Source organism: Endozoicomonas sp. GU-1, assembly GCF_027366395.1.
Taxonomy (GTDB): Bacteria; Pseudomonadota; Gammaproteobacteria; order Pseudomonadales; family Endozoicomonadaceae; genus Endozoicomonas.
The window spans coordinates 3,255,854-3,273,835 of sequence record NZ_CP114771.1; the positions used below are offsets into that span (position 1 = coordinate 3,255,854).

19 protein-coding genes are annotated in these 17,982 nt (G+C 49.5%); 7 read left to right on the forward strand and 12 right to left on the reverse strand.

The features are described from left to right. Nucleotides 1-479 precede the first annotated feature (479 nt). Entirely contained in the window at nt 480-1,202 is a 723-nt protein-coding gene (locus tag O3276_RS13300; RefSeq protein WP_269671783.1) for a hypothetical protein, read from the forward strand. Here the strand turns inward: O3276_RS13300 and O3276_RS25510 are convergent. From O3276_RS25510 to O3276_RS25515, 6 genes are all read right to left on the reverse strand, one after another. After that, complete coding sequence (locus O3276_RS25510) at nt 1,192-3,441, reverse strand: ATP-binding cassette domain-containing protein (protein WP_332328106.1); 2,250 nt, start codon at nt 3,439-3,441, stop codon at nt 1,192-1,194. The two genes, O3276_RS13300 and O3276_RS25510, sit on opposite strands and share 11 nt — an antisense overlap. A 110-nt stretch (nt 3,442-3,551) precedes the next feature. After that, nucleotides 3,552-4,643, reverse strand: coding sequence for an ABC transporter substrate-binding protein (locus tag O3276_RS13310; protein WP_269671784.1), 1,092 nt, complete (start codon nt 4,641-4,643; stop codon nt 3,552-3,554). Further along, the gene (locus O3276_RS13315; RefSeq protein WP_269671785.1) at nt 4,624-4,794 is read right to left on the reverse strand and encodes a hypothetical protein; all 171 of its coding nucleotides are present in this window, start codon (nt 4,792-4,794) and stop codon (nt 4,624-4,626) included. Before O3276_RS13315 ends, O3276_RS13310 begins: the two co-directional genes overlap by 20 nt. Nucleotides 4,795-4,801: 7 nt before the next feature. Then, nucleotides 4,802-5,008, reverse strand: coding sequence for a CPXCG motif-containing cysteine-rich protein (locus O3276_RS13320; protein WP_269671786.1), 207 nt, complete (start codon nt 5,006-5,008; stop codon nt 4,802-4,804). A gap of 188 nt (nt 5,009-5,196) precedes the next feature. Next, on the reverse strand, nt 5,197-6,027 hold the full coding sequence (gene serB / locus O3276_RS13325; protein ID WP_332328107.1) for a phosphoserine phosphatase SerB: 831 nt from the start codon (nt 6,025-6,027) through the stop codon (nt 5,197-5,199). Beyond that, the gene (locus O3276_RS25515) at nt 5,951-6,469 is read right to left on the reverse strand and encodes an ACT domain-containing protein (RefSeq protein ID WP_332328108.1); all 519 of its coding nucleotides are present in this window, start codon (nt 6,467-6,469) and stop codon (nt 5,951-5,953) included. Before O3276_RS25515 ends, serB begins: the two co-directional genes overlap by 77 nt. A 421-nt stretch (nt 6,470-6,890) precedes the next feature. Here O3276_RS25515 and O3276_RS13330 point away from each other — a divergent pair, with 421 nt between their 5' ends. From O3276_RS13330 to O3276_RS13355, 6 genes are all read left to right on the forward strand, one after another. Beyond that, nucleotides 6,891-8,441, forward strand: coding sequence for an ankyrin repeat domain-containing protein (locus tag O3276_RS13330; protein WP_269671787.1), 1,551 nt, complete (start codon nt 6,891-6,893; stop codon nt 8,439-8,441). A 298-nt stretch (nt 8,442-8,739) separates the two neighbouring features. After that, nucleotides 8,740-10,344, forward strand: coding sequence for an ankyrin repeat domain-containing protein (locus tag O3276_RS13335; RefSeq protein WP_269671788.1), 1,605 nt, complete (start codon nt 8,740-8,742; stop codon nt 10,342-10,344). Between the two features lie 497 nt (nt 10,345-10,841). Further along, nucleotides 10,842-11,318, forward strand: a complete 477-nt coding sequence (locus O3276_RS13340) for an ankyrin repeat domain-containing protein (RefSeq protein WP_269671789.1) — start codon at nt 10,842-10,844, stop codon at nt 11,316-11,318. After that, nucleotides 11,302-11,949, forward strand: a complete 648-nt coding sequence (locus O3276_RS13345; RefSeq protein WP_269671790.1) for an ankyrin repeat domain-containing protein — start codon at nt 11,302-11,304, stop codon at nt 11,947-11,949. The genes O3276_RS13340 and O3276_RS13345 overlap by 17 nt, the downstream gene beginning before the upstream one ends. Nucleotides 11,950-12,179: 230 nt before the next feature. Next, on the forward strand, nt 12,180-13,472 hold the full coding sequence (locus tag O3276_RS13350) for an AhpA/YtjB family protein (RefSeq protein ID WP_269671791.1): 1,293 nt from the start codon (nt 12,180-12,182) through the stop codon (nt 13,470-13,472). A 117-nt stretch (nt 13,473-13,589) separates the two neighbouring features. Continuing rightward, entirely contained in the window at nt 13,590-13,838 is a 249-nt protein-coding gene (locus tag O3276_RS13355; protein WP_269671792.1) for a hypothetical protein, read from the forward strand. 64 nt (nt 13,839-13,902) lie between these two features. On the opposite strand, the gene hisF is transcribed toward O3276_RS13355, so the two are convergent. The 6 genes from hisF to O3276_RS13385 all read right to left on the reverse strand — a co-directional run bounded on the left by hisF (nt 13,903) and on the right by O3276_RS13385 (nt 17,910). Beyond that, a complete protein-coding gene (gene hisF / locus O3276_RS13360; protein WP_269671793.1) occupies nt 13,903-14,676 on the reverse strand; it encodes an imidazole glycerol phosphate synthase subunit HisF in 774 nt (257 codons plus the stop codon). 24 nt (nt 14,677-14,700) lie between these two features. After that, on the reverse strand, nt 14,701-15,063 hold the full coding sequence (locus O3276_RS13365; protein WP_269671794.1) for a DUF4870 domain-containing protein: 363 nt from the start codon (nt 15,061-15,063) through the stop codon (nt 14,701-14,703). A 16-nt stretch (nt 15,064-15,079) separates the two neighbouring features. Then, entirely contained in the window at nt 15,080-15,808 is a 729-nt protein-coding gene (gene hisA / locus O3276_RS13370) for a 1-(5-phosphoribosyl)-5-[(5-phosphoribosylamino)methylideneamino]imidazole-4-carboxamide isomerase (RefSeq protein WP_269671795.1), read from the reverse strand. Nucleotides 15,809-15,810: 2 nt separating this feature from the next. Then, nucleotides 15,811-16,455: an imidazole glycerol phosphate synthase subunit HisH gene (gene hisH / locus O3276_RS13375; RefSeq protein ID WP_269671796.1), complete on the reverse strand. Its 645-nt coding sequence runs from the start codon at nt 16,453-16,455 to the stop codon at nt 15,811-15,813. A 2-nt stretch (nt 16,456-16,457) separates the two neighbouring features. After that, on the reverse strand, nt 16,458-17,051 hold the full coding sequence (hisB, locus tag O3276_RS13380; protein WP_269671797.1) for an imidazoleglycerol-phosphate dehydratase HisB: 594 nt from the start codon (nt 17,049-17,051) through the stop codon (nt 16,458-16,460). 106 nt (nt 17,052-17,157) lie between these two features. Beyond that, the gene (locus O3276_RS13385) at nt 17,158-17,910 is read right to left on the reverse strand and encodes a hypothetical protein (protein ID WP_269671798.1); all 753 of its coding nucleotides are present in this window, start codon (nt 17,908-17,910) and stop codon (nt 17,158-17,160) included. Nucleotides 17,911-17,982 lie beyond the last annotated feature (72 nt).

Below are 17,982 nucleotides of genomic sequence, written 5' to 3' on the forward strand. Positions count from 1 at the left end.
ATTAGAGCGACAAAATCCCGCGCGAGATTCGGGGCAGTTTATGAAATATCCGGGTTAGTTAAGCAATTTCTGACCGTTCTTCTATATTAATCGTTCGAATAAAAATATTACGGATTTTGCTCTTTATGATTCTTCGTTCTCACAAAAGGCCTCATACAGGCACTGAGACCTTTGGTTCTGCGCATCCTTTGTCCGATGCGTTCCTCAAGGGGAAAAAGATAAGAAAGAATAATAACCAGGACAAACCCGGCCAGTCTTGCTTATCCACAATGGATAACCCAGCCACTAAAGCGACTGCCCCAGAGAATAAACAGAGAACCATTTCGTTACGACCCTTGCCGGCCAGATTACTTCAGTTACCCCTTCCGGAGACCAACGGAAAAGAAATCAGCCCCGTAATTCTCAACAAAGGGCGCCGTGCTGCCTATAAATGCCAGAAAATTGATGCACCTAATATTCGCGGTTCCCAGCAAACGATCATGACCGGCTATATTGACCCGGGATTAATCGCAGGCATTAATCGTGATATAGAGGCCATGGGCTTGCCATACCACGAAGTAATAGCTCGACAAGGCAATGCTACATACAGTCTCGTTCCCAAGTGGGAATCCTATCTGGCAAAACTACCGAGTACACAAGCCACGTTCATGTGTCATGGTGATGCCGGGCTTGTACGCTCATGGGCAATCCCGATGCCAGTAGAAGAACCGGACCGCACAATATTGCCTGCCAGCCATGCCACCATTATTCATCTGGTCAATCATCTCCACGCCCTCAACCCTGCCATTAAACGCTATTTTGGCCAGAATGCCCTGCGCCTGACGTCTATTAATTTTTATTGTCGTCGATCTGAAAACCCTGAAAACAACGCCATGCTACCATCGAATCACTGTCTTGGCTGGCATGTGGATAAGGGCAAGGTAGGCCAGCTGGTGGCTTGTATTAATCTGGCCGGTCAACGAACGTTAACCATACGAAACAATGATCAGCTGACCACCATTGAATCGAATAAACCCGGCCATTTTTACATAATGGATGCAACCCAGTTCGAGCACGCAGTCCATTTAACCGACACCGACAATAGTATGGCTCTGATTCTCAGATCACCTTACCCTGAGCTTCCCCCGGGCTCTGACACCTCTGATTTCTTTGCCAATACCGATCTATTTTTACCCGGTTCAAAATCAATGATCAGAGCCTAAGCAATAAGCCTTTATCAGGAATATCCTGTTCATCATGGGTCACCATAAGCGCAGGAATGCTTCGGCTCTGAATCTGTTGAAAGACGAAGTGCCGAAAGCTGCTTCTCAGTGTTGCATCCAACTTGGAAAAAGGCTCATCCAGCAGCAGGGCTTTGGGTTCGGATAACAACGTTCGCATCAGGCTGATTCTTGCTTTTTGGCCACCGGACAGCATGGCTGGATTCAGCTCGAAAAAGCCCGACATTCCGCAGTCAGCCAGTGCCTGCTCTGCTCTTTCCCGGCGCTGGGATTTCCGGTAGTGCGCAGGCAGCGCAAAGGCCAGGTTCTCACCCACCGTCATATGGGGAAACAACAGATGATCCTGAAACTGCAGGCCTACCTGTCGTTTACAGGGCGGCAGGTTATTCAGCACTACCCCGTCCAGAATCACTTGTCCTGAATAACCAAAGCTGTTTGGCAGCGTCCCGCAAATCAGATTTAACAAACTGCTTTTACCGCAACCACTGGGACCCAATACCGAAAGCACTTCACCGTCGTCCACGCAACAACAGATGTTATCCAACAGCTTCTGGCCATTCAGCGTAATATCAATTTGATCAAGAATCAGGCTCAAGAATTGAGTCTCCTGGCAAAACGTCCATGTCTGATTGTCCAATAGCTCAGGAAAAAAGCCATGGCATAAACAATGAAAGGCAGGAGCATTTGAACAAGCCCGTAGACGCCAACCAAACGTCGATTTCCGCCGGAAACCAGACTGACGGCCTCGGTTGTCACTGTCTCCACCCGGCCAGCACTGGCAAACAGGGTTGGCAGATATTGGGCAATACTCACCGCAAAGCCCAACGCCAGACTGGCCATCACCGGAACGCCAGAGTATGCCCAGCTTCACCCGCAAAAAGGTCTTCAGCCAGGACCCGGATAATAACAGTCCCTGAAGACTGTGACGCTGATCATAGTGCTGCCAGGGGCCTGACAAACTCAGAAAGCAGTAAGGCAATACGAACAGCAAATGCAGTCCGGTAACCGTCAACCAGTGACCCTCTGCTCCCCATTGCAGCAGAAGCAGTTGAACACCAAACAGAAAAGTCATTTGCGGCAAAAGCAACGGAATATACATAGCCCCCCTGGTCAGCAGGGGCAGCCACTTTCCGGCTGATTCACTGTTTTGTCGCTGGAGATCATTCAGCTCCAGCAAAATAACCGAGATAATGTTGGCCGCTAACGTGGCGGTCACGCCGATCAGCAGGGAGTTCACAATGGGCTCACTGATACCCTCCCAGGCGCGCTGCCAGCTTCGCAAAGACCAGTCTGGCCAGAGAGAAGGGAATCGCCAGCGCCAAACAAAAGACCAGATCAGCAGAGCAGCCCCGCCTGACAGAAACAGCATCACCAAACCCTGCCAGGCTTTCCTGCTGAACGACAGCCAGAGACCACTGAACCGACCACGGTGCCCATTGATCAACCAGTGTCTGAGCCGTTTGTTCATGGTCCATTCCGTCAGGTGAAAAGCACCAATAACAGAGGCCACCAGCAGCAATAAAAGCACACTGCCCGATGCGGCAAGCAGGCTTTTGCTCAAATCCGGATCATTTATCCACTGAAAAATCTGTACGGCAAATGTCGGAGGGTTTGCAGGGCCAATCACCAGTGCCACATCCACCACAGAGATGGCGAACGCCAATACGGTATACACCGGCAGACGAATCATCGGGTAGAGACGCGGCCAGATCAATTTAAGCCAGATAACAGCTGGCTGATATCCCAGGCTGCCTCCCAGTTTCAGCGTATCCGCGACGGGCAACTGCACGACAGACGCCGCCATCATAAACAGCAAAAAAGGGGTTTCTTTAATAATCAGAAGCAGTATCAGGCTGATGCCGTATTGATCCTGGATCGTCTGCCAGTCAGGAGGAAAACTCCACCCGGCAAAAACAGCCATAAGCCGGGCCAGCAAACCACTGGGCATCAACACAAACATAACCCCAAAAGCCAGTGCCACATGGGGCACCGCCATCAAGGGTGCCAACCACCGCTGAACCTTATGCCAAAGGGGCGTGCCCCAGGTGCAACAGAGCACACCAAAAGCAAGGAACAGTGATAACAACGTGGATAGAACAGAAGTCCAGAGACTGAGCAATAGCATCTCGATCAGCGCAGGTGTTTCCAGCAGCATTTGCCAGGAAGACAGGCTGAATGTGTCAAACCCCAGGACCGGCATATACCCAAAGGCAGGAAGCATAATACTGCCCAACCCGGCCAGGACCGGGAATAAAAACAGAGCCACCAACCCTAAAGCAAGTAACCGTGAAACAGACCTGACCGATACCCACTCACACTTTATCAATAAACTCACTGGCGGTATCTTGCCTTCCAGGCAACCTCAAGTTCAGCGACCCAGGAGCTGTGAGGTTCCGGAAGCACTTTACCTAACGCTTCAGGCGACAGGGTTGCCGGTCCCAGGGGGAAACTCGTAAAGCGTTTGCGTTCAGTACCCTTTAACTGGCTCATGCTGAGCACCGTAGGGTCGCCCCAGACATCCGGATTCGCTTTGTGTGCCTGTGCCTCCGGTGATAGCAGAAAATTAATGACGACCTGTGCTGCCCCGGTGGAATCACTGTTGAAAGGAATCGCCAGAAAATGGGTGTTTCCCAGAGTACCCGCATCATGGACGTATGTTCTCACCGTGTCTGGCAGCTCCCCGTTGGCAATAGCAGAGCTGGCATAGGCGGGATTAAAGGTCATGGAGAGTAAAATTTCACCGTCGTCCAGCATGGGCGTCAGCGCCAGATTGTTGGCTGGAAACGTCTCGCCTTCTCGCCACAATAAAGGGTGAAGTTCATCAAGATATCGCCATAAAGGGGAGGTTACCGCAGCGAAATCAGCCTCAGAAACGGGCTTTAACAGCGCACCGGGATCTGGCGTCAACTCACTCAACAACTGCTTCAGAAACGTCGTACCGACAAAATCGGGGGGCAAGGGGTACGTCACACGCCCTTTATGCTTTCTGGCAAACTCAAGCAGTTCTGAGGCATTGGCTGGCGGGACTGTTTCTTTTCGGGAAAACGTATCGGTGTCATAAATAAACACCAGTTGTGCCATTCCCCAGGGCGCTTCAAGGCCATCAACGGGCTCACCAAAGTCGAGCACCGTGGAGGGGTTCTCTTGCGGGTTCACTCCCTTAAACGAGGGTAAGTCCTGGACAAAAGGGCCAAACAACAGGCCGTTTTGCTTCATGGAACGAAAGTTTTCACCATTAATCCATACCAGATCAACGGTACCATTACTGTTTCGTCCGGCTGCTTTTTCCGCAAGTACACGACTAACGACATTTGCTATATCACTGACTTTGACATGTTTCAGTGTAATATCGTAGCGTTTATCTACTTGCTCAGCAGTCCAGTCAAGGTAATCATTGATCTGTTCACTTCCCCCCCCAGGCATTGAAATACACCGTCTGCCCTTTTGATTGTTCCACTATTGTTTGCCAGGTAGTGGTTTTCGCTTCACTGGCACTGACGCTGCTGATAAAAGCGACGGTAGCCATGACCAAAGCAGCTGACGCTTGCCTGCTCCATGTCATTAGGATGTTCATTTTCATCTCAATAGCCAGACTCTGTCGTTAATTGACAATAATGGTTACCGTCTTCGTCGATGGCCAGCGTCACAACGATGGGGCGACAGCACACCTGACAATCTTCAGTGTAAAGCAATGATTCATCCGTCTCGGTAAAACCCGCATCCAACAGCAGTTCGATGGGCTCTCCACAGTACGGGCAATGATCCTGCCAGCTTATCCACTCATCCATCGCGAACACCTTTTCTCAGTCAGAGGGTATTAAGTAATAATCCTGAAATAACTTCCACATTTCCGATACTATCCAGTCAAGAAAAAACTTTGCCACGGAGTCACAGAGTCACAGAGTCACAGAGTCACGGAGGAAAAGATTTTTCTGTTCTCCGTGCCTCCGTCTCCATGGCAAAAAAAGTAAGTTATTCAGGGACAATGACCAAGCGACTCCAGATCTTTCTCACTAAAGCCCAACAGATACAGAATACTGTCCAGCCCCAGGGTGGAAATTGACTGCCGGGCACTTTGTTTCACCATCGGCTTGGCCCGAAAGGCAATTCCCAGCCCGGCCACGCTGAGCATTGGCAGATCATTGGCACCATCCCCCACCGCAATAACCTGATTCAGGGAAATGCCCTCTTCAGCGGCAATCTGCTTCAGCAGTGTGGCTTTTCGCTCACCATTGACAATGTCGCCTTTCACCAGGCCGGTAACCTTGCCATCAACCATGTCCAGTTCATTGGCGTGGATATAGTCTATCCCCAGTTTTTCCTGAAGATAGCGGGCGAAATAGGTAAACCCACCGGATAGAATAGCCGTGCGATAGCCCAGTGAACGGAGGGTACGAATCAACGTTTCTGCACCTTCGGTTAACGGCAGCTGTCTGGCAATATCCCCCAGCACAGACTCATCCAGCCCCCTCAACATGGCCAGGCGCTCACGAAAGCTGTCATTAAAATCCAGCTCACCCTGCATGGCTCTCTCAGTAATCATTGCCACCTGCTCACCCACACCAGCGGCCTCTGCAAGAAGGTCAATAACCTCCGCTTCGATCAGGGTGGAATCCATATCAAAGACAACCAGCCGACGGTTACGCCGATAAATACTGTCTTCCTGAAACGCCACATCAGCGTCCAGGTCAGCGGTAAGATTGAGAAAGTCAGCCCTTAGTTTTTCCTGATCAGGAGCCGTACCCCGAACCGAAAACTCCAGGCATGATGAACGACGGCTGTTTTTTTTTATCCCGCTTGTTATCATTGCGCAGCGACCGTCGACCGGAAAGCCGGGCAATATGGTCAATGTTCAGTCCATGAGCGGCGGTAATACCAGAGACTCTGGCGATTTGCTCTGCGGTGACATTACGGGATAACAGCGTCAATATATAACGATTTCTGCCTTGCTCAGAGACCCAGTGCTCGTAGTCTTCTTCAGATACCGGTTGATAGCTGAACTGCAAGTCACTTTCATGAAAATGGAACAGAAGATCTTTTAGCATTCTGTTGGCAACAGCAGCGGAATCACCCTGACCAGAAGCCTGGTCTGGCAGACGGACAAGAATGCCCCAGGTCAGGGTATCGTGGATGACCGATTGACCAATATCCAGAATTTCCAGACCGTAGTTGGCCATAATAGAGGTTATGTATGAGGTGAGTCCCGGCTGGTCCCGGCCAGTCACATTAATCAGTATTATATTGCTCACTTTTTTCTGCACGTTTGTACTCGTTTTATAACCACTCAAACTTTGGTAAATAAGCCATTTATAGTTATCAAAGTTTGCACGATTGTACATATTATTGCGGGTATTTTTATACCTCCGGGACAAAATTGAGGATAAGAATAATGACAGCAGGCAGCCATTTCCAGTGCACAAACTCTGAAAGAAAAAACACATTACGGGCCGGTTCATGCCTGACCCGGTGATTTTTACGGCAAAAAGGCGCTAAGCAGATAGTTGCTCTGCAAGACTTGAACTACCTGAACTTGGTTTTTTTCACCAAATGATTCTCTATTAAAAATTGCGTATTCAAAAAAAAAGTGCAAAAAAAAATTCTGTTTGTGGAATTTTTCCCTTCTGCTCGTTGTCAAAACCACAGTCTTAAATCCTAAAGTAGGGCAAAGTAATGAATAATGTTGATATGAGCAAGGTGCCTACCGTCAGGTTCAACCTGGAAGTCGGTGGTAATGATGAGGATAACGAAGGAAAATTTAATGGGCATTCACTGGTCAAAACCGCTGCCCCCCAGAAATGCATTTCCAAAGAGCCTGGCGATGGACAGCAGAAGTTAATCAGTCTTAACCAACGCGGATGTGCAGACAAGCAACCAGCACTGCCGATTGATCCGGGCAGTAGCAGCGTCATTGACGGCAAATCAACTGATCAAAAAACCAACAACCCTGGTGAGACACCCCTGCACACTGCTGAACGGCAACGCAGCACCAATGTATTGCAAATACTGAAAAAGAACGACGAATTCAGTGAAGGCATGGTCAACACTGCCCGGGAGGGCAATGCTGAACGTCTTCAACGCCTGATCAGCAATCGACCCTTCCAATCTACCCTTAATAACGCCCTGAAAGAAGCCGTCAAATCGGGGCAAAATCATTGCCTTGAAATCCTGATCAAAGCGGGAGCAAAAAACCTTGACGATGCCCTGCTTGCTGCCGCCGCACAGGGGCAAGCACATTGCCTCCACCCACTGATCAGTACCGATAAAGTAGAAGTCCTTAACATGGCCCTGTGCGAAGCCGCAAGGCATGGACAAACCCAGTGCCTCAAACCCCTGATCAATCAGGGAGCAAATGATCTCAATGGTGCTCTGTGCGCTGCCGTCGAACAGGGGCAAAGCAAGTCCCTGCAACTCTTGATCAAAGAGGGAGGGAAAAAACTTAACCTTAACGATGCTTTGTATTTCGCTGTCCTGAAAGAAAACGATGAGTTCCGGGACGCTCTGATTAACAACGGAGCGGATATTACTACTGTATTGCGCACTGCTGCCGTGAAAGATTCTGTGGAACGGCTGAATGACCAGTTCATCTCGGCTTACATCAATACTCCCAATAAGTATGGCAGAACACCACTGCATATCACCGCCGAACTGGGCTATACCAAAAGCTTGGAAAAGCTGCTTAAAACCGGTGGAGTGAATATCAATTTCACTGATGAATACGGCAATACGGCTCTCCACTTTGCTGTCTATAATAATCGTACAGACACCGCCATGATGTTACTGAAAGCTGACAACATCGATGTCAATGTGAAGGATAAAATTCCCTGTACCGCTCTCCACTATACTCTCTTCAATTACGATGAAGCCGACGGTAAGATCGTCATGGAGGAATTACTGAAAACCAGCGACATCGCGGTAGTAAATCAGAGGGGTAAAGGGGGCTGGACACCTCTCCATGTTGCTGCCAACAGGAATATTCCAGACGCCGTCAGACAATTACTGGCCATTAAAGACATCAAGGTCAATCAAAAGGATGACGATGGCAATACAGCTCTCCACATAGCTGCTATGAGAGGTCATACAGAAATCGTCGAGATATTCCTGGACGCTGCTGTTGGCATTGATGTCAAAGCGAAAAATAACAAAGGCCGAAAGGCTCAATATTATGCTGACGATGATTGCAGGAAACTACTTAAAGACTTTTTAAAAGCAAATAAACACTAACGCAATATGAAAGGTTAAATCTCATCCAGGATTATTACTATTTCTGGAACCAAATACTCATGATCGTCATAGCCGGTCATGAGTATTTTTAATCTGATTTTTTCCCGGTCACTGTTACCAAGCGAAGAGTCACTCTGCAAGACCTCCCTGTTTGATTGAGCCCGGTTTTTTTTCAACAAAAAATCCTCTGTTGCAAATTACGTATTCAAAAAAAACCGTGGAAAATTCTGTTTTAAGGAATTTTCTCTGCTGTTTGTTGTCGAAGCTACAGAGTTTAATCCTAAAGTAGAGTAAAGCGATGAATAGCAACACGTTAGATCGTGCCACGGCCGACGCAGCCAATGCCTTCAAAAATCATGGTATTGTTGAAAATGATAACGATTCTGGCACAGGGCAGCTTGCTGGGCGTTTACTGTCCGAAACCTCTTGCACCCGCATCACCGAACAGCCTTACGATGCACAGCAGGTGTCAATAAGTCTTGACCAACGGGAATGTGCAAGCGGGCAACCGGCACTGCCATTGATTGCTCCGGGCAGGAGCGACGTCGCTGATGACGAATCACCTGATTATGTAACCATGGTACTAAATAATGACAATCCCCATGGGGAGACATCCCTGCACATCGCTGCCCGAGAGGACAATGTTGACCTCCTCAGACACCTTATCAGTACCAGTACTCTACCCGACCAACCCTTCCTCAATGACACCCTGCTCACAGCCGCCAAGCAGGGGCAAACGCAGTACCTTGACACCCTGGTCAAAGCAGGAGCAAACAACCTTGACGATGCCCTGCGTGCTGCCGCCGGGCGAGGGCAAGTGCAGTGCCTCACCCCCCTGAAAAAATTGGGAGCTAAAGATTTTGACGGTGCCCTGCGCGAAGCCGCCAAGCAAGGACAAGCGATGATCCTTAAACCCCTGAAAGAATTGGGAGCTGAAAAGAAAGGCCTTAACGGTGCCCTGTTTGCTGCCGCCGCGCAGGGAGTAGTGCAGTGCCTTAAACCCCTCATCAATTTGGGAGCAAGAAATTATGATAGTGCCCTGTGCGCTGCCGCCAAAATGGGGCATAGGGATTCCCTTTTAGTCTTGATCAATGAGGGGGCGAAAGACTTTAACCGTGCCTTGTTCTACGCTGTTCTGGAGAAAAACGAAGAGTTAAAGAACATTCTGCTGACGAAGGGAGCAGATATGACTTCCTTACTGCATACTGCTGCCCGTGAAAATTCTATGGAATGTCTGGATGACCCGACCTTCATTGCCCTGGTAAACATCAACGCTACCGATAAGAACGGCAGAACACCACTGCATATCGCCGCTGCCATGGGCCATATCGAAAGCCTGGAAAAGCTGATTCATACCGATGGGGTGAATCTCGATATCACTGGTGAATTGAACCAGTCGGCTCTCCACATAGCTGTCATAAAAAATGATGTAGCGGCCGTCAAGTTGTTACTGGCTGCCGGCATCAATGTCAATAAGGGGTGTCTTCATTACTTTACGAATGAAAACTGGGATTACTGTACGGCTCTCCACTTAGCAGCCATGCACGCTAATATAAAAATCGTCAAGCTGTTAATAGAAGCTGGCATCGAGGCCAATGCAAAGAGTGGACATGGCAGGACGGCTCTCCACACGGCTGTCCAACACGCTGATGTAAACGTCATCAAGTTGTTAATGCAGCACATCAAGGTCAATGAGAAGAATGACTCTGGCCATACACCTCTCCACATGGCTGCCAATGACGGTCGCAAAGACGCCGTGGATGCGTTACTGACCGCGGAAGACATCAACATCAATGAGAAAACCATTAAAGGCAAAAAGCCTATCGACCTTGCTAAAGACAGTGAGTGCAAGACAGCCTTAAAAGCCTTTGAAAAAGCAAATAACCACAAACACAACAAATAAAGGTTAAATGTCGCCTATATTCTTTTCTGGAACCCAATTCTCATGATCGTCACAGTCGTTCATGAGAATTGGCAATCTGATTTTTCCAAGTCACCCCGCACAATGAAACTGCCACACGGTCATCAGGTGGGCCAGTTTTGCTGACAGCTCATTTCTGTCAGTGTTCTGTTTGTCACCAGAATTCAAGTCTTCAATAAACCCAGTCATTCAACTGCGGATAAGCATCAAGCCACTGAGATAGTCCGAAAAGCTGAGTACAGATTTCATGAGGAACGTAATGAAGTTCCATACTATCCTACGGATTGCGTTTCTTGTGCATTCGAAGCCTTCTGTTTTTAGCATTCCCTGATGTTCTAGCTGTAAAAACAACAAAGCTTCAATTATTTTTCAAGATGAATTTCCAGGATTTTCAATTGGTTGTGTTTTTGGACGAGAACTAACTACAGTCTTTAACTCTAAAATTGGACAAAGCGATGGAAAGTGTTTTGAAGGGTTTCATGAGTGATGTCTGGGGCAACACAGCAAATGTCCCCGTAAATGGTGGCATCGGTATGAATGACGACGGGTATAGAGGACAGCTGGATGGGCGTTCTCTGGTCAGAACCCAGTGCAACCCGGAGTGCATCATTGAAACGCCTGACGATTTACCGCAGAAGTTAAGAAGTCTTGGCCTGCGCGAATGTGCATACGGGCAATCGACACGGCCATTGATTCGTCCGGACATGACCACCGCTATCCAGAAGGGCAATACTGAACTCCTTAATGACCTGATCAGCACCCGCCCCGGCCGACCTGCCCTTAATAGCGCCCTGCACGAAGCCGCCAAACGGGGGCAATTGCATTGCCTTGAAATTCTCGTCGCAGCGGGAGCAAACAACCTTGACGATGCCCTGCTTACTGCCGCCGGGCACGGGCACATACTCTGCCTTAGTGCACAGTGCTGCCAAAACCGATTCCATGGAATATCTGAATGACCGGGTCATCTCGACATACATCAATGCTACCGATGAGAACGGCAGAACACCGCTGCACATCGCCGCTGTCATGGGTCATGGCAAAAGCCTGGAAAAGCTGCTTAAAACCAATGGAGTGAATATCAATATCGCTGATAAATCGAGCCTTACGGCTCTCCACCTGGCAGTCCAACATAATCGCACAGAGACCGTCATGAGGTTACTGACCACTGACGGTATTAACGTCAATAAGAAGGATAAACATCGCTGGAATGCTCTCCACTTTGCTGTCAAATATGCCAATATACATATCGTCCGGAAGTTACTGAACACTCACGGCATCAAGATCAATGAGAGGGTTGGATTTTTCCACAATACAGCCATCCTGCTTGCTGTCAAACAGGGCCGTGCAGATGTCGTCACGGAATTACTGGCGGTTAAAGGCACCAATTTCAATCAAATGAATTTCAATGGTGATACGGCTCTCCACCTGGCTGCCAGACAAGGTGACGCAAAGATCGTCAGGGAGTTGCTGAACGTTGTCGGCATCCGGGTCAAAGTGAAAAATCAAAATGGCTCTACACCTCTAAGCCTTGCTGAACGTGACAGTGAGTGTAGGGAGCTTATTAAAGCCTTTTTAAAAAGGAAATAACCATTAACGCAATGTTAAGTAGCTAACCATATGAAATCATATATTTCTGAAATAGCAAGGGAAATAGGTTTTGTCTGGTATCATCCTGCCATTGCAACAAGTGGAGCAGCCTGTCTCCACTTTTTTTAGTCTGGCTCTTCCCCGGCGAGGCTGTCAGAATTTACTCATGGACAGTAGGGCCTGTTGATAATTCATCACAATCATTGGCTTTCCTCTCAGGAGCTTAACTTTTGAAGAAGCGTATTTTCACGCCAGATATTTTTGCGCAGTTCACATCCCGCTTTTCCATCCGAACGCAGTTAATGGTCATCTTTGGTCTATTGATGGCCACGCTGACGATTGGGATGTCGTTGGTCATCAGCAATGAGATTGACTCATCAAGCCAGCACCAGGCCGACAGTATCGGTCAATTATTGAGTGAACAGACTGCCAGTGCCGCGACCGACATGCTGGTCACCGGAGACAGGCTCAGCCTCAATGTTCTGCTCAGTCAGCTGGTGCAGAACCCTTATGTTGCCGAAGCCAGTATCTACAGCATCGATAACCAGAGAATTGCCAAAGCCATTGCCAAAACAGCGGATGAAGGCATCAGGCATCCGGTGTATTCATCGCCCATTCATTACCAGGATGTGATTGCCGGTTACGCCCGCTTATCACTCAACGAAGGTCTGCTCAGCCAGAAACCAAAAGAAGCCCTGTTCGTGATTATTGCTATCAGCTTGATACTGCTGCTGGCCGGGCTGATTTTTCTGCACCTCTATGCCTCCGGCCTGGCGACTCAGCTGCGCCTTATTGAACGACAGTTACTTTCCATTCTGCCCACAGGGAACCCAATCCCGCCGATCACTGGCGAAATCACCCGGCTTTCTGCCTTTGCCGAGCAGCAGCTGCTGGAAAAGAAAATGGCGGAGCCGGAAGAGAGTGTTGAAGAGCAGCAGGAAACGTCGATGATTGCCGCAATCAAAGTCAAAAACCTGGGCAGGCTTCAGCAATTACTGGCCCCCAGAGACTTGCAGGATATTCTCCGCACTCACAGCCAGATCATCAGCGAAGCTGCGGATTATTATGGTGGCGAGGTAACCTATACGCCAGAAGGGAATGCCTATCTGCGGTTTTCCAGCAAAGAGAGCCCGGCATTTACCTCAGATGCTCTATTCTGCTGTCTGATGATCGAAGCGCTGGCTGAAAAAGCCGGAGCAATCAATATTGCCAAAACACATATTGGTATTGGCCTGAGCGTCAGTGATCAACAGGCAGAGTTCCCGGAAGAGCAACACCCGGCCCTCGGTGACAGTGCCGCCAGCCAGGCACTGACTCTGGCTAACCTGCCAGAGATGGATGGTATTTATATGCGCCGGTCAGAAGCCAGCTGGCTTCCCTCAGACCTTCCGGATTTTGCCGCTCTGGACAGTGAAGTTATCAATATCAAAGGCATCAAAAACGAGCAGGCCAATGAGTTGAGAGGCCAGATTTTTGAGATGGAGTCCATTCTGGAATTAAGAGGCTGTTTTAAAACTACTTAAGCATCCTGCGGGTTATCCACCAAATGTTTAACAGAAATTTCAAATATTTTGCGGCAGGATCTACTCCCGTCTGCTAGGTTTATGGTGTTTTGGAATAGTTACGTTAAGAATGAATATATGAACCCTGTTACTGGTTCAGGAGCTGTTCGGGTCCCTTCTTCGCAAGATCTTCTGGAGCCTGAATCAAGCTCTGGAGCACTCTTCTGCTATGGCAGGCTGGTATCAGCCCTGCCGTCCGTGCGTTCTTCTTGTTGTAAAAAAGAACCGTTCCATCGCTATTATGTTGACAGCCCGGTTTACAAGCCGACAACAGTCGCAGTAATTACCTCTCAGCCACTGGGTTCTGACAATCGTGGCCAGGTGTAAATGGAAGCTCGCTGTAAGTGGTAAATGAAAGCCCTCCGCGAGACACCCTGATAAGCAATCCTGGTCAGATTCTCATCTCAATCCCCCGGGCAGCCATATACTCCTTGGCTTCAGGAATAGAGTATTGCCCGAAATGGAAAATACTGGCGGCCAGTACCGCATCCGCTTTACCCTCTTTGATGCCTGCCACCAGATGATCCAGGTTACCCGCACCGCCGGAGGCAATGACCGGAATACCCACTGACTCCGAGATAGCCCTGGTGACGCCCAGGTCGTAACCATTTTTGACACCGTCCTGATCCATACTGGTCAGCAGTATTTCACCGGCTCCGAGGCTCTCCATTTTCAGTGCCCACTGCACAGCATCAAGGCCGGTAGGCTTGCGCCCGCCATGGGTAAAGATCTCCCAGCGGTCTGGCTCACCGGGCTGGCTCACTTTCTTGGCATCAATAGCCACGACAATACATTGCGAGCCAAAACGGTCAGCCGCTTCCTGCACAAATTCAGGATTGAAAACCGCCGCGGTGTTGATGCTGACTTTATCCGCACCCGCATTAAGCATGGTGCGGATATCTGCCACTTTGCGAATACCACCGCCAACAGTCAGCGGGATAAATACTTCGCTGGCCATACGTTCAACGGTATGCACTGTTGTCTCCCGCCCCTCATGGCTGGCGGTAATATCAAGAAAGGTTATCTCATCAGCGCCCGCTTCGTTATAACGCCGGGCAACTTCCACCGGGTCACCAGCATCCCGAATATCGACAAACTGAACGCCTTTAACCACCCGCCCATTTTCGACATCGAGACAGGGAATTATTCTTTTAGCCAGTCCCATGACTGCAACCTTTCCAAACGCTTGTTAATTGGCCAGACGCAGCGACACCGGGTAGCGGTAAAACTCTCCACTGCCCGCCTTCATCGCTGCCCTGACCATAAACACCAGAACCACTATGATGATCACTGGCACCAGTGGTAATAATAGAAACCCAACCAGCATGAACTTGAGGATAACCCAGAGAGTCGCCAGCAGTGTGATGGTGATCTGAAAGTTCAGGGACTCTCTGGCATGGTGCTCAATATAGAGCGACTTGTCCCGTTTCATCAGCCAGATCACCAGCGGTATGGCAATATTCAACCCCGGAACCATAAAGCCGAACAGAGGCAGAAGATGCGCCAGTACGGCCATATTTTTATCGTCCCGGTTAATATCGGGCCTGTTCATTGGAGGGATACCATAATCATTCATCGCAGTAACGTTGCGCTTCGTTCAGATTGAGTGTCCCTTCGTAAATGGCACGACCGGTAATCGCACCGGCAATCCCTTCACCGGCAACGGCTTTGAGGGCACGTATATCGTTCATATCAGTGATACCACCGGAAGCAATCACAGGAATCGCCATGCTGTTGGCCAATTGCCGGGTTGCGGCAACATTGACCCCCTGCATCATGCCATCCCGGGCAATATCGGTATAGACGATGGCAGAGACACCGTCCTGCTCAAACTGACGTGCAAGGTCAACAACCTGGGTGTTGGTGACTTTTGCCCAGCCATCCGTTGCGACCCGGCCATCACGGGCATCAATGCCCACGATTACATGGCCGGGAAACGTCTGGCAGGCTTGCCTGACAAAGTCAGGGTCGGTTACTGCTTTGGTACCGATAATCACCCAGGAAACACCAGAATCCAGATAGGCTTCTATTGTCGCCAGATCACGAATACCCCCACCAATCTGTACGGGCAAATCAGGGTACTTTGCGGTGATACCACGAACCGCATCCGCGTTCAGGGGCTTGCCGGCAAACGCCCCGTTCAGGTCAACCAGGTGAAGCCTGCGGCAACCGGCATCCACCCACCGGCTGGCCATGGCAACCGGGTCATCACCAAAGACCGTGGCATCCGCCATTTCCCCCTGACGCAGCCGGACACAGGCACCATCTTTCAAATCGATTGCAGGAATGATTAACATCGTTATGGCTTCCATGTTAAAAAGTTTTCGAGCAGCTGCAGTCCGTTGGCGGCACTTTTTTCAGGGTGGAACTGCACAGCGACGATATTGTCATGACCAAGGGCGACATCGAAACCAAGACCGTAGTCACTTCTACCCACCACCATCGCGGCATTGGCAACACGGGCATAGTAGCTGTGCACGAAATAGAACCGGGCATTGTCTTCGATTCCCTGCCAGAGAGGATGGGATGGTTCAGCCTGACGGACCGGGCTCCAGCCCATGTGGGGAACTTTCAATCGAGCGCCTTCGCTATCCCGAAGGTCTTTCCCAAAGAACTTTACCTCACCGGATAACAGGCCAAGGCACTCAACCCCGCCATTTTCTTCGCTATGATCGAGCAGTACCTGCATACCTACACAAATACCCAGCAAGGGGCGGTTGGCTGCCACCTCCCGAACCACTTCATCAACACCATGACGCCGTATCTCCGCCATACAGTCACGGATTGCCCCTACGCCGGGAAGCACTGCCTTATCGGCAGCCAGTATCTGCCCGGGATCGGAGGTAACAATGATTCGGGTATTCGCCTCAGCAACATGTTCCAGTGCTTTACTGACGGAGTGAAGGTTGCCCATCCCATAATCAATGACAGCGACTGTCTTCATGGTTACAACGACCCTTTTGTAGAAGGCATCTGGCCCGCCATGCGCGGATCCAGGGCAACCGCCATCCGTAAGGCACGGCCAAAGGCTTTAAAGACGGTTTCTATCTGATGATGGGCGTTGCGTCCCCGCAGGTTATCAATATGCAGGGTGACACCGGCGTGATTCACGAAGCCCTGGAAGAATTCATAGAACAGGTCAACGTCAAAGCGGCCGATCATTGCGCGGGTAAATTCAACATTAAATTCCAGACCGGGTCGCCCGGAGAAATCGATAACGACTCTGGAAAGCGCCTCATCCAGAGGCACATAAGCATGCCCGTAACGATACAGCCCTTTTTTATCACCAATGGCCCTGGCAAAGGCCTGCCCCAAAGTAATGCCGATATCTTCAACGGTATGGTGATCGTCGATGTCATTATCACCAACAGCCTTGATATCAAGATCAATAAGGCCATGGCGGGCAATCTGATCCATCATGTGGTCAAGAAAAGGCACCCCTGTATCAAACGATGCCTTGCCAGTACCATCCAGATTGATGGCCACACGAATCTGGGTTTCCAGGGTGTTTCTTTCAACACTCGCCTTGCGCTCAGCCATGAACTTCTCCGGTTGGATTGTCATCTATTCTGTTTGCCGGGATATTATGGTGAGCATTATATAGAGACTGTTAACTGCTCGCTAGGAGGCTGACCGAGGATATTCTTTATTGGGACCGGACCTGTTCATAAAGATCACCTTCCAGGTTTTCCAGAAGCTTATCCACCTGCAGCCTCTGGATTTGAGCCGGTTTTGCTTTCAATGGGTGTAGCCGGTCATTCACCCAGTGTGATGACCAGTTCCAGGTCGTAGTCACACACTCCCGGGCGAAGGATTCAAGACCAAACCGGTCCGCCTGCTCAAGGCACCCCGTGAGAAATTCATCCACATCGGACATCAGGATCGGATAGCTGCCTGCGGGTTTGTTGCTGTATTTATTCTGCGTCTGATAGAGCCAGAACTGGCTATTCTCCGGGATATTCACGTTACTCATGGAGGTTAATCGCCCGGGGTTGACCAGCACACGGCAGGTCAGTTGCTGCTGACGATCTATGGACTTGATCTTATTGGTTGGCATGGAAATCAACACACCATTAAATCGTCCGCCAACCAGCGATATTACCCCCAGCTCAGTCACCTTGATAGTGTTATCCTGACGGGTTCTGGTCTGCCACCCTCTTCTGAACCCATCAACCCAGACCGGAACCTCAGGCTTAAACCCGATATTGGTTGATTTCCTGGCCTGTTCATAAAGCAGGCTACCATAACCGACAATGTACTGAGACTTTGCCTTATCAAACTCAGGGAAGCATTCATTGGCCATGCTGATGACAGGCGCTATGCATAAAATATTCAGTAACCCCATCAGCCAAATTACATTACCTGGTAATTTGAAAGCAGGGTAATTCACTTTTGACATTTTTTTTCCTCAACAACCTTTCACTCAATCTGAGGAGACCGCCAACCTTTGTTTACACTATTAAAGGCTGGT

Excerpts from the sequence above, each read along its gene's own strand:
- O3276_RS13345 (WP_269671790.1), top strand. The coding sequence starts at position 11,302 with ATGGAATATCTGAATGACCGGGTCATCTCGACATACATCAATGCTACC.
- O3276_RS13315 (WP_269671785.1), bottom strand. The coding sequence starts at position 4,794 with ATGAACATCCTAATGACATGGAGCAGGCAAGCGTCAGCTGCTTTGGTC.
- O3276_RS13335 (WP_269671788.1), top strand. The coding sequence starts at position 8,740 with ATGAATAGCAACACGTTAGATCGTGCCACGGCCGACGCAGCCAATGCC.
- O3276_RS13355 (WP_269671792.1), top strand. The coding sequence starts at position 13,590 with ATGAACCCTGTTACTGGTTCAGGAGCTGTTCGGGTCCCTTCTTCGCAA.
- O3276_RS13385 (WP_269671798.1), bottom strand. The coding sequence starts at position 17,910 with ATGTCAAAAGTGAATTACCCTGCTTTCAAATTACCAGGTAATGTAATT.
- O3276_RS13330 (WP_269671787.1), top strand. The coding sequence starts at position 6,891 with ATGAATAATGTTGATATGAGCAAGGTGCCTACCGTCAGGTTCAACCTG.
- hisH (WP_269671796.1), bottom strand. The coding sequence starts at position 16,455 with ATGAAGACAGTCGCTGTCATTGATTATGGGATGGGCAACCTTCACTCC.
- serB (WP_332328107.1), bottom strand. The coding sequence starts at position 6,027 with ATGATAACAAGCGGGATAAAAAAAAACAGCCGTCGTTCATCATGCCTG.
- hisB (WP_269671797.1), bottom strand. The coding sequence starts at position 17,051 with ATGGCTGAGCGCAAGGCGAGTGTTGAAAGAAACACCCTGGAAACCCAG.
- O3276_RS13310 (WP_269671784.1), bottom strand. The coding sequence starts at position 4,643 with ATGCCTGGGGGGGGAAGTGAACAGATCAATGATTACCTTGACTGGACT.
- O3276_RS25510 (WP_332328106.1), bottom strand. The coding sequence starts at position 3,441 with ATGCTTCCTGCCTTTGGGTATATGCCGGTCCTGGGGTTTGACACATTC.
- O3276_RS13340 (WP_269671789.1), top strand. The coding sequence starts at position 10,842 with ATGAGTGATGTCTGGGGCAACACAGCAAATGTCCCCGTAAATGGTGGC.
- O3276_RS13320 (WP_269671786.1), bottom strand. The coding sequence starts at position 5,008 with ATGGATGAGTGGATAAGCTGGCAGGATCATTGCCCGTACTGTGGAGAG.
- hisF (WP_269671793.1), bottom strand. The coding sequence starts at position 14,676 with ATGGGACTGGCTAAAAGAATAATTCCCTGTCTCGATGTCGAAAATGGG.
- O3276_RS13300 (WP_269671783.1), top strand. The coding sequence starts at position 480 with ATGACCGGCTATATTGACCCGGGATTAATCGCAGGCATTAATCGTGAT.
- hisA (WP_269671795.1), bottom strand. The coding sequence starts at position 15,808 with ATGTTAATCATTCCTGCAATCGATTTGAAAGATGGTGCCTGTGTCCGG.
- O3276_RS13365 (WP_269671794.1), bottom strand. The coding sequence starts at position 15,063 with ATGAACAGGCCCGATATTAACCGGGACGATAAAAATATGGCCGTACTG.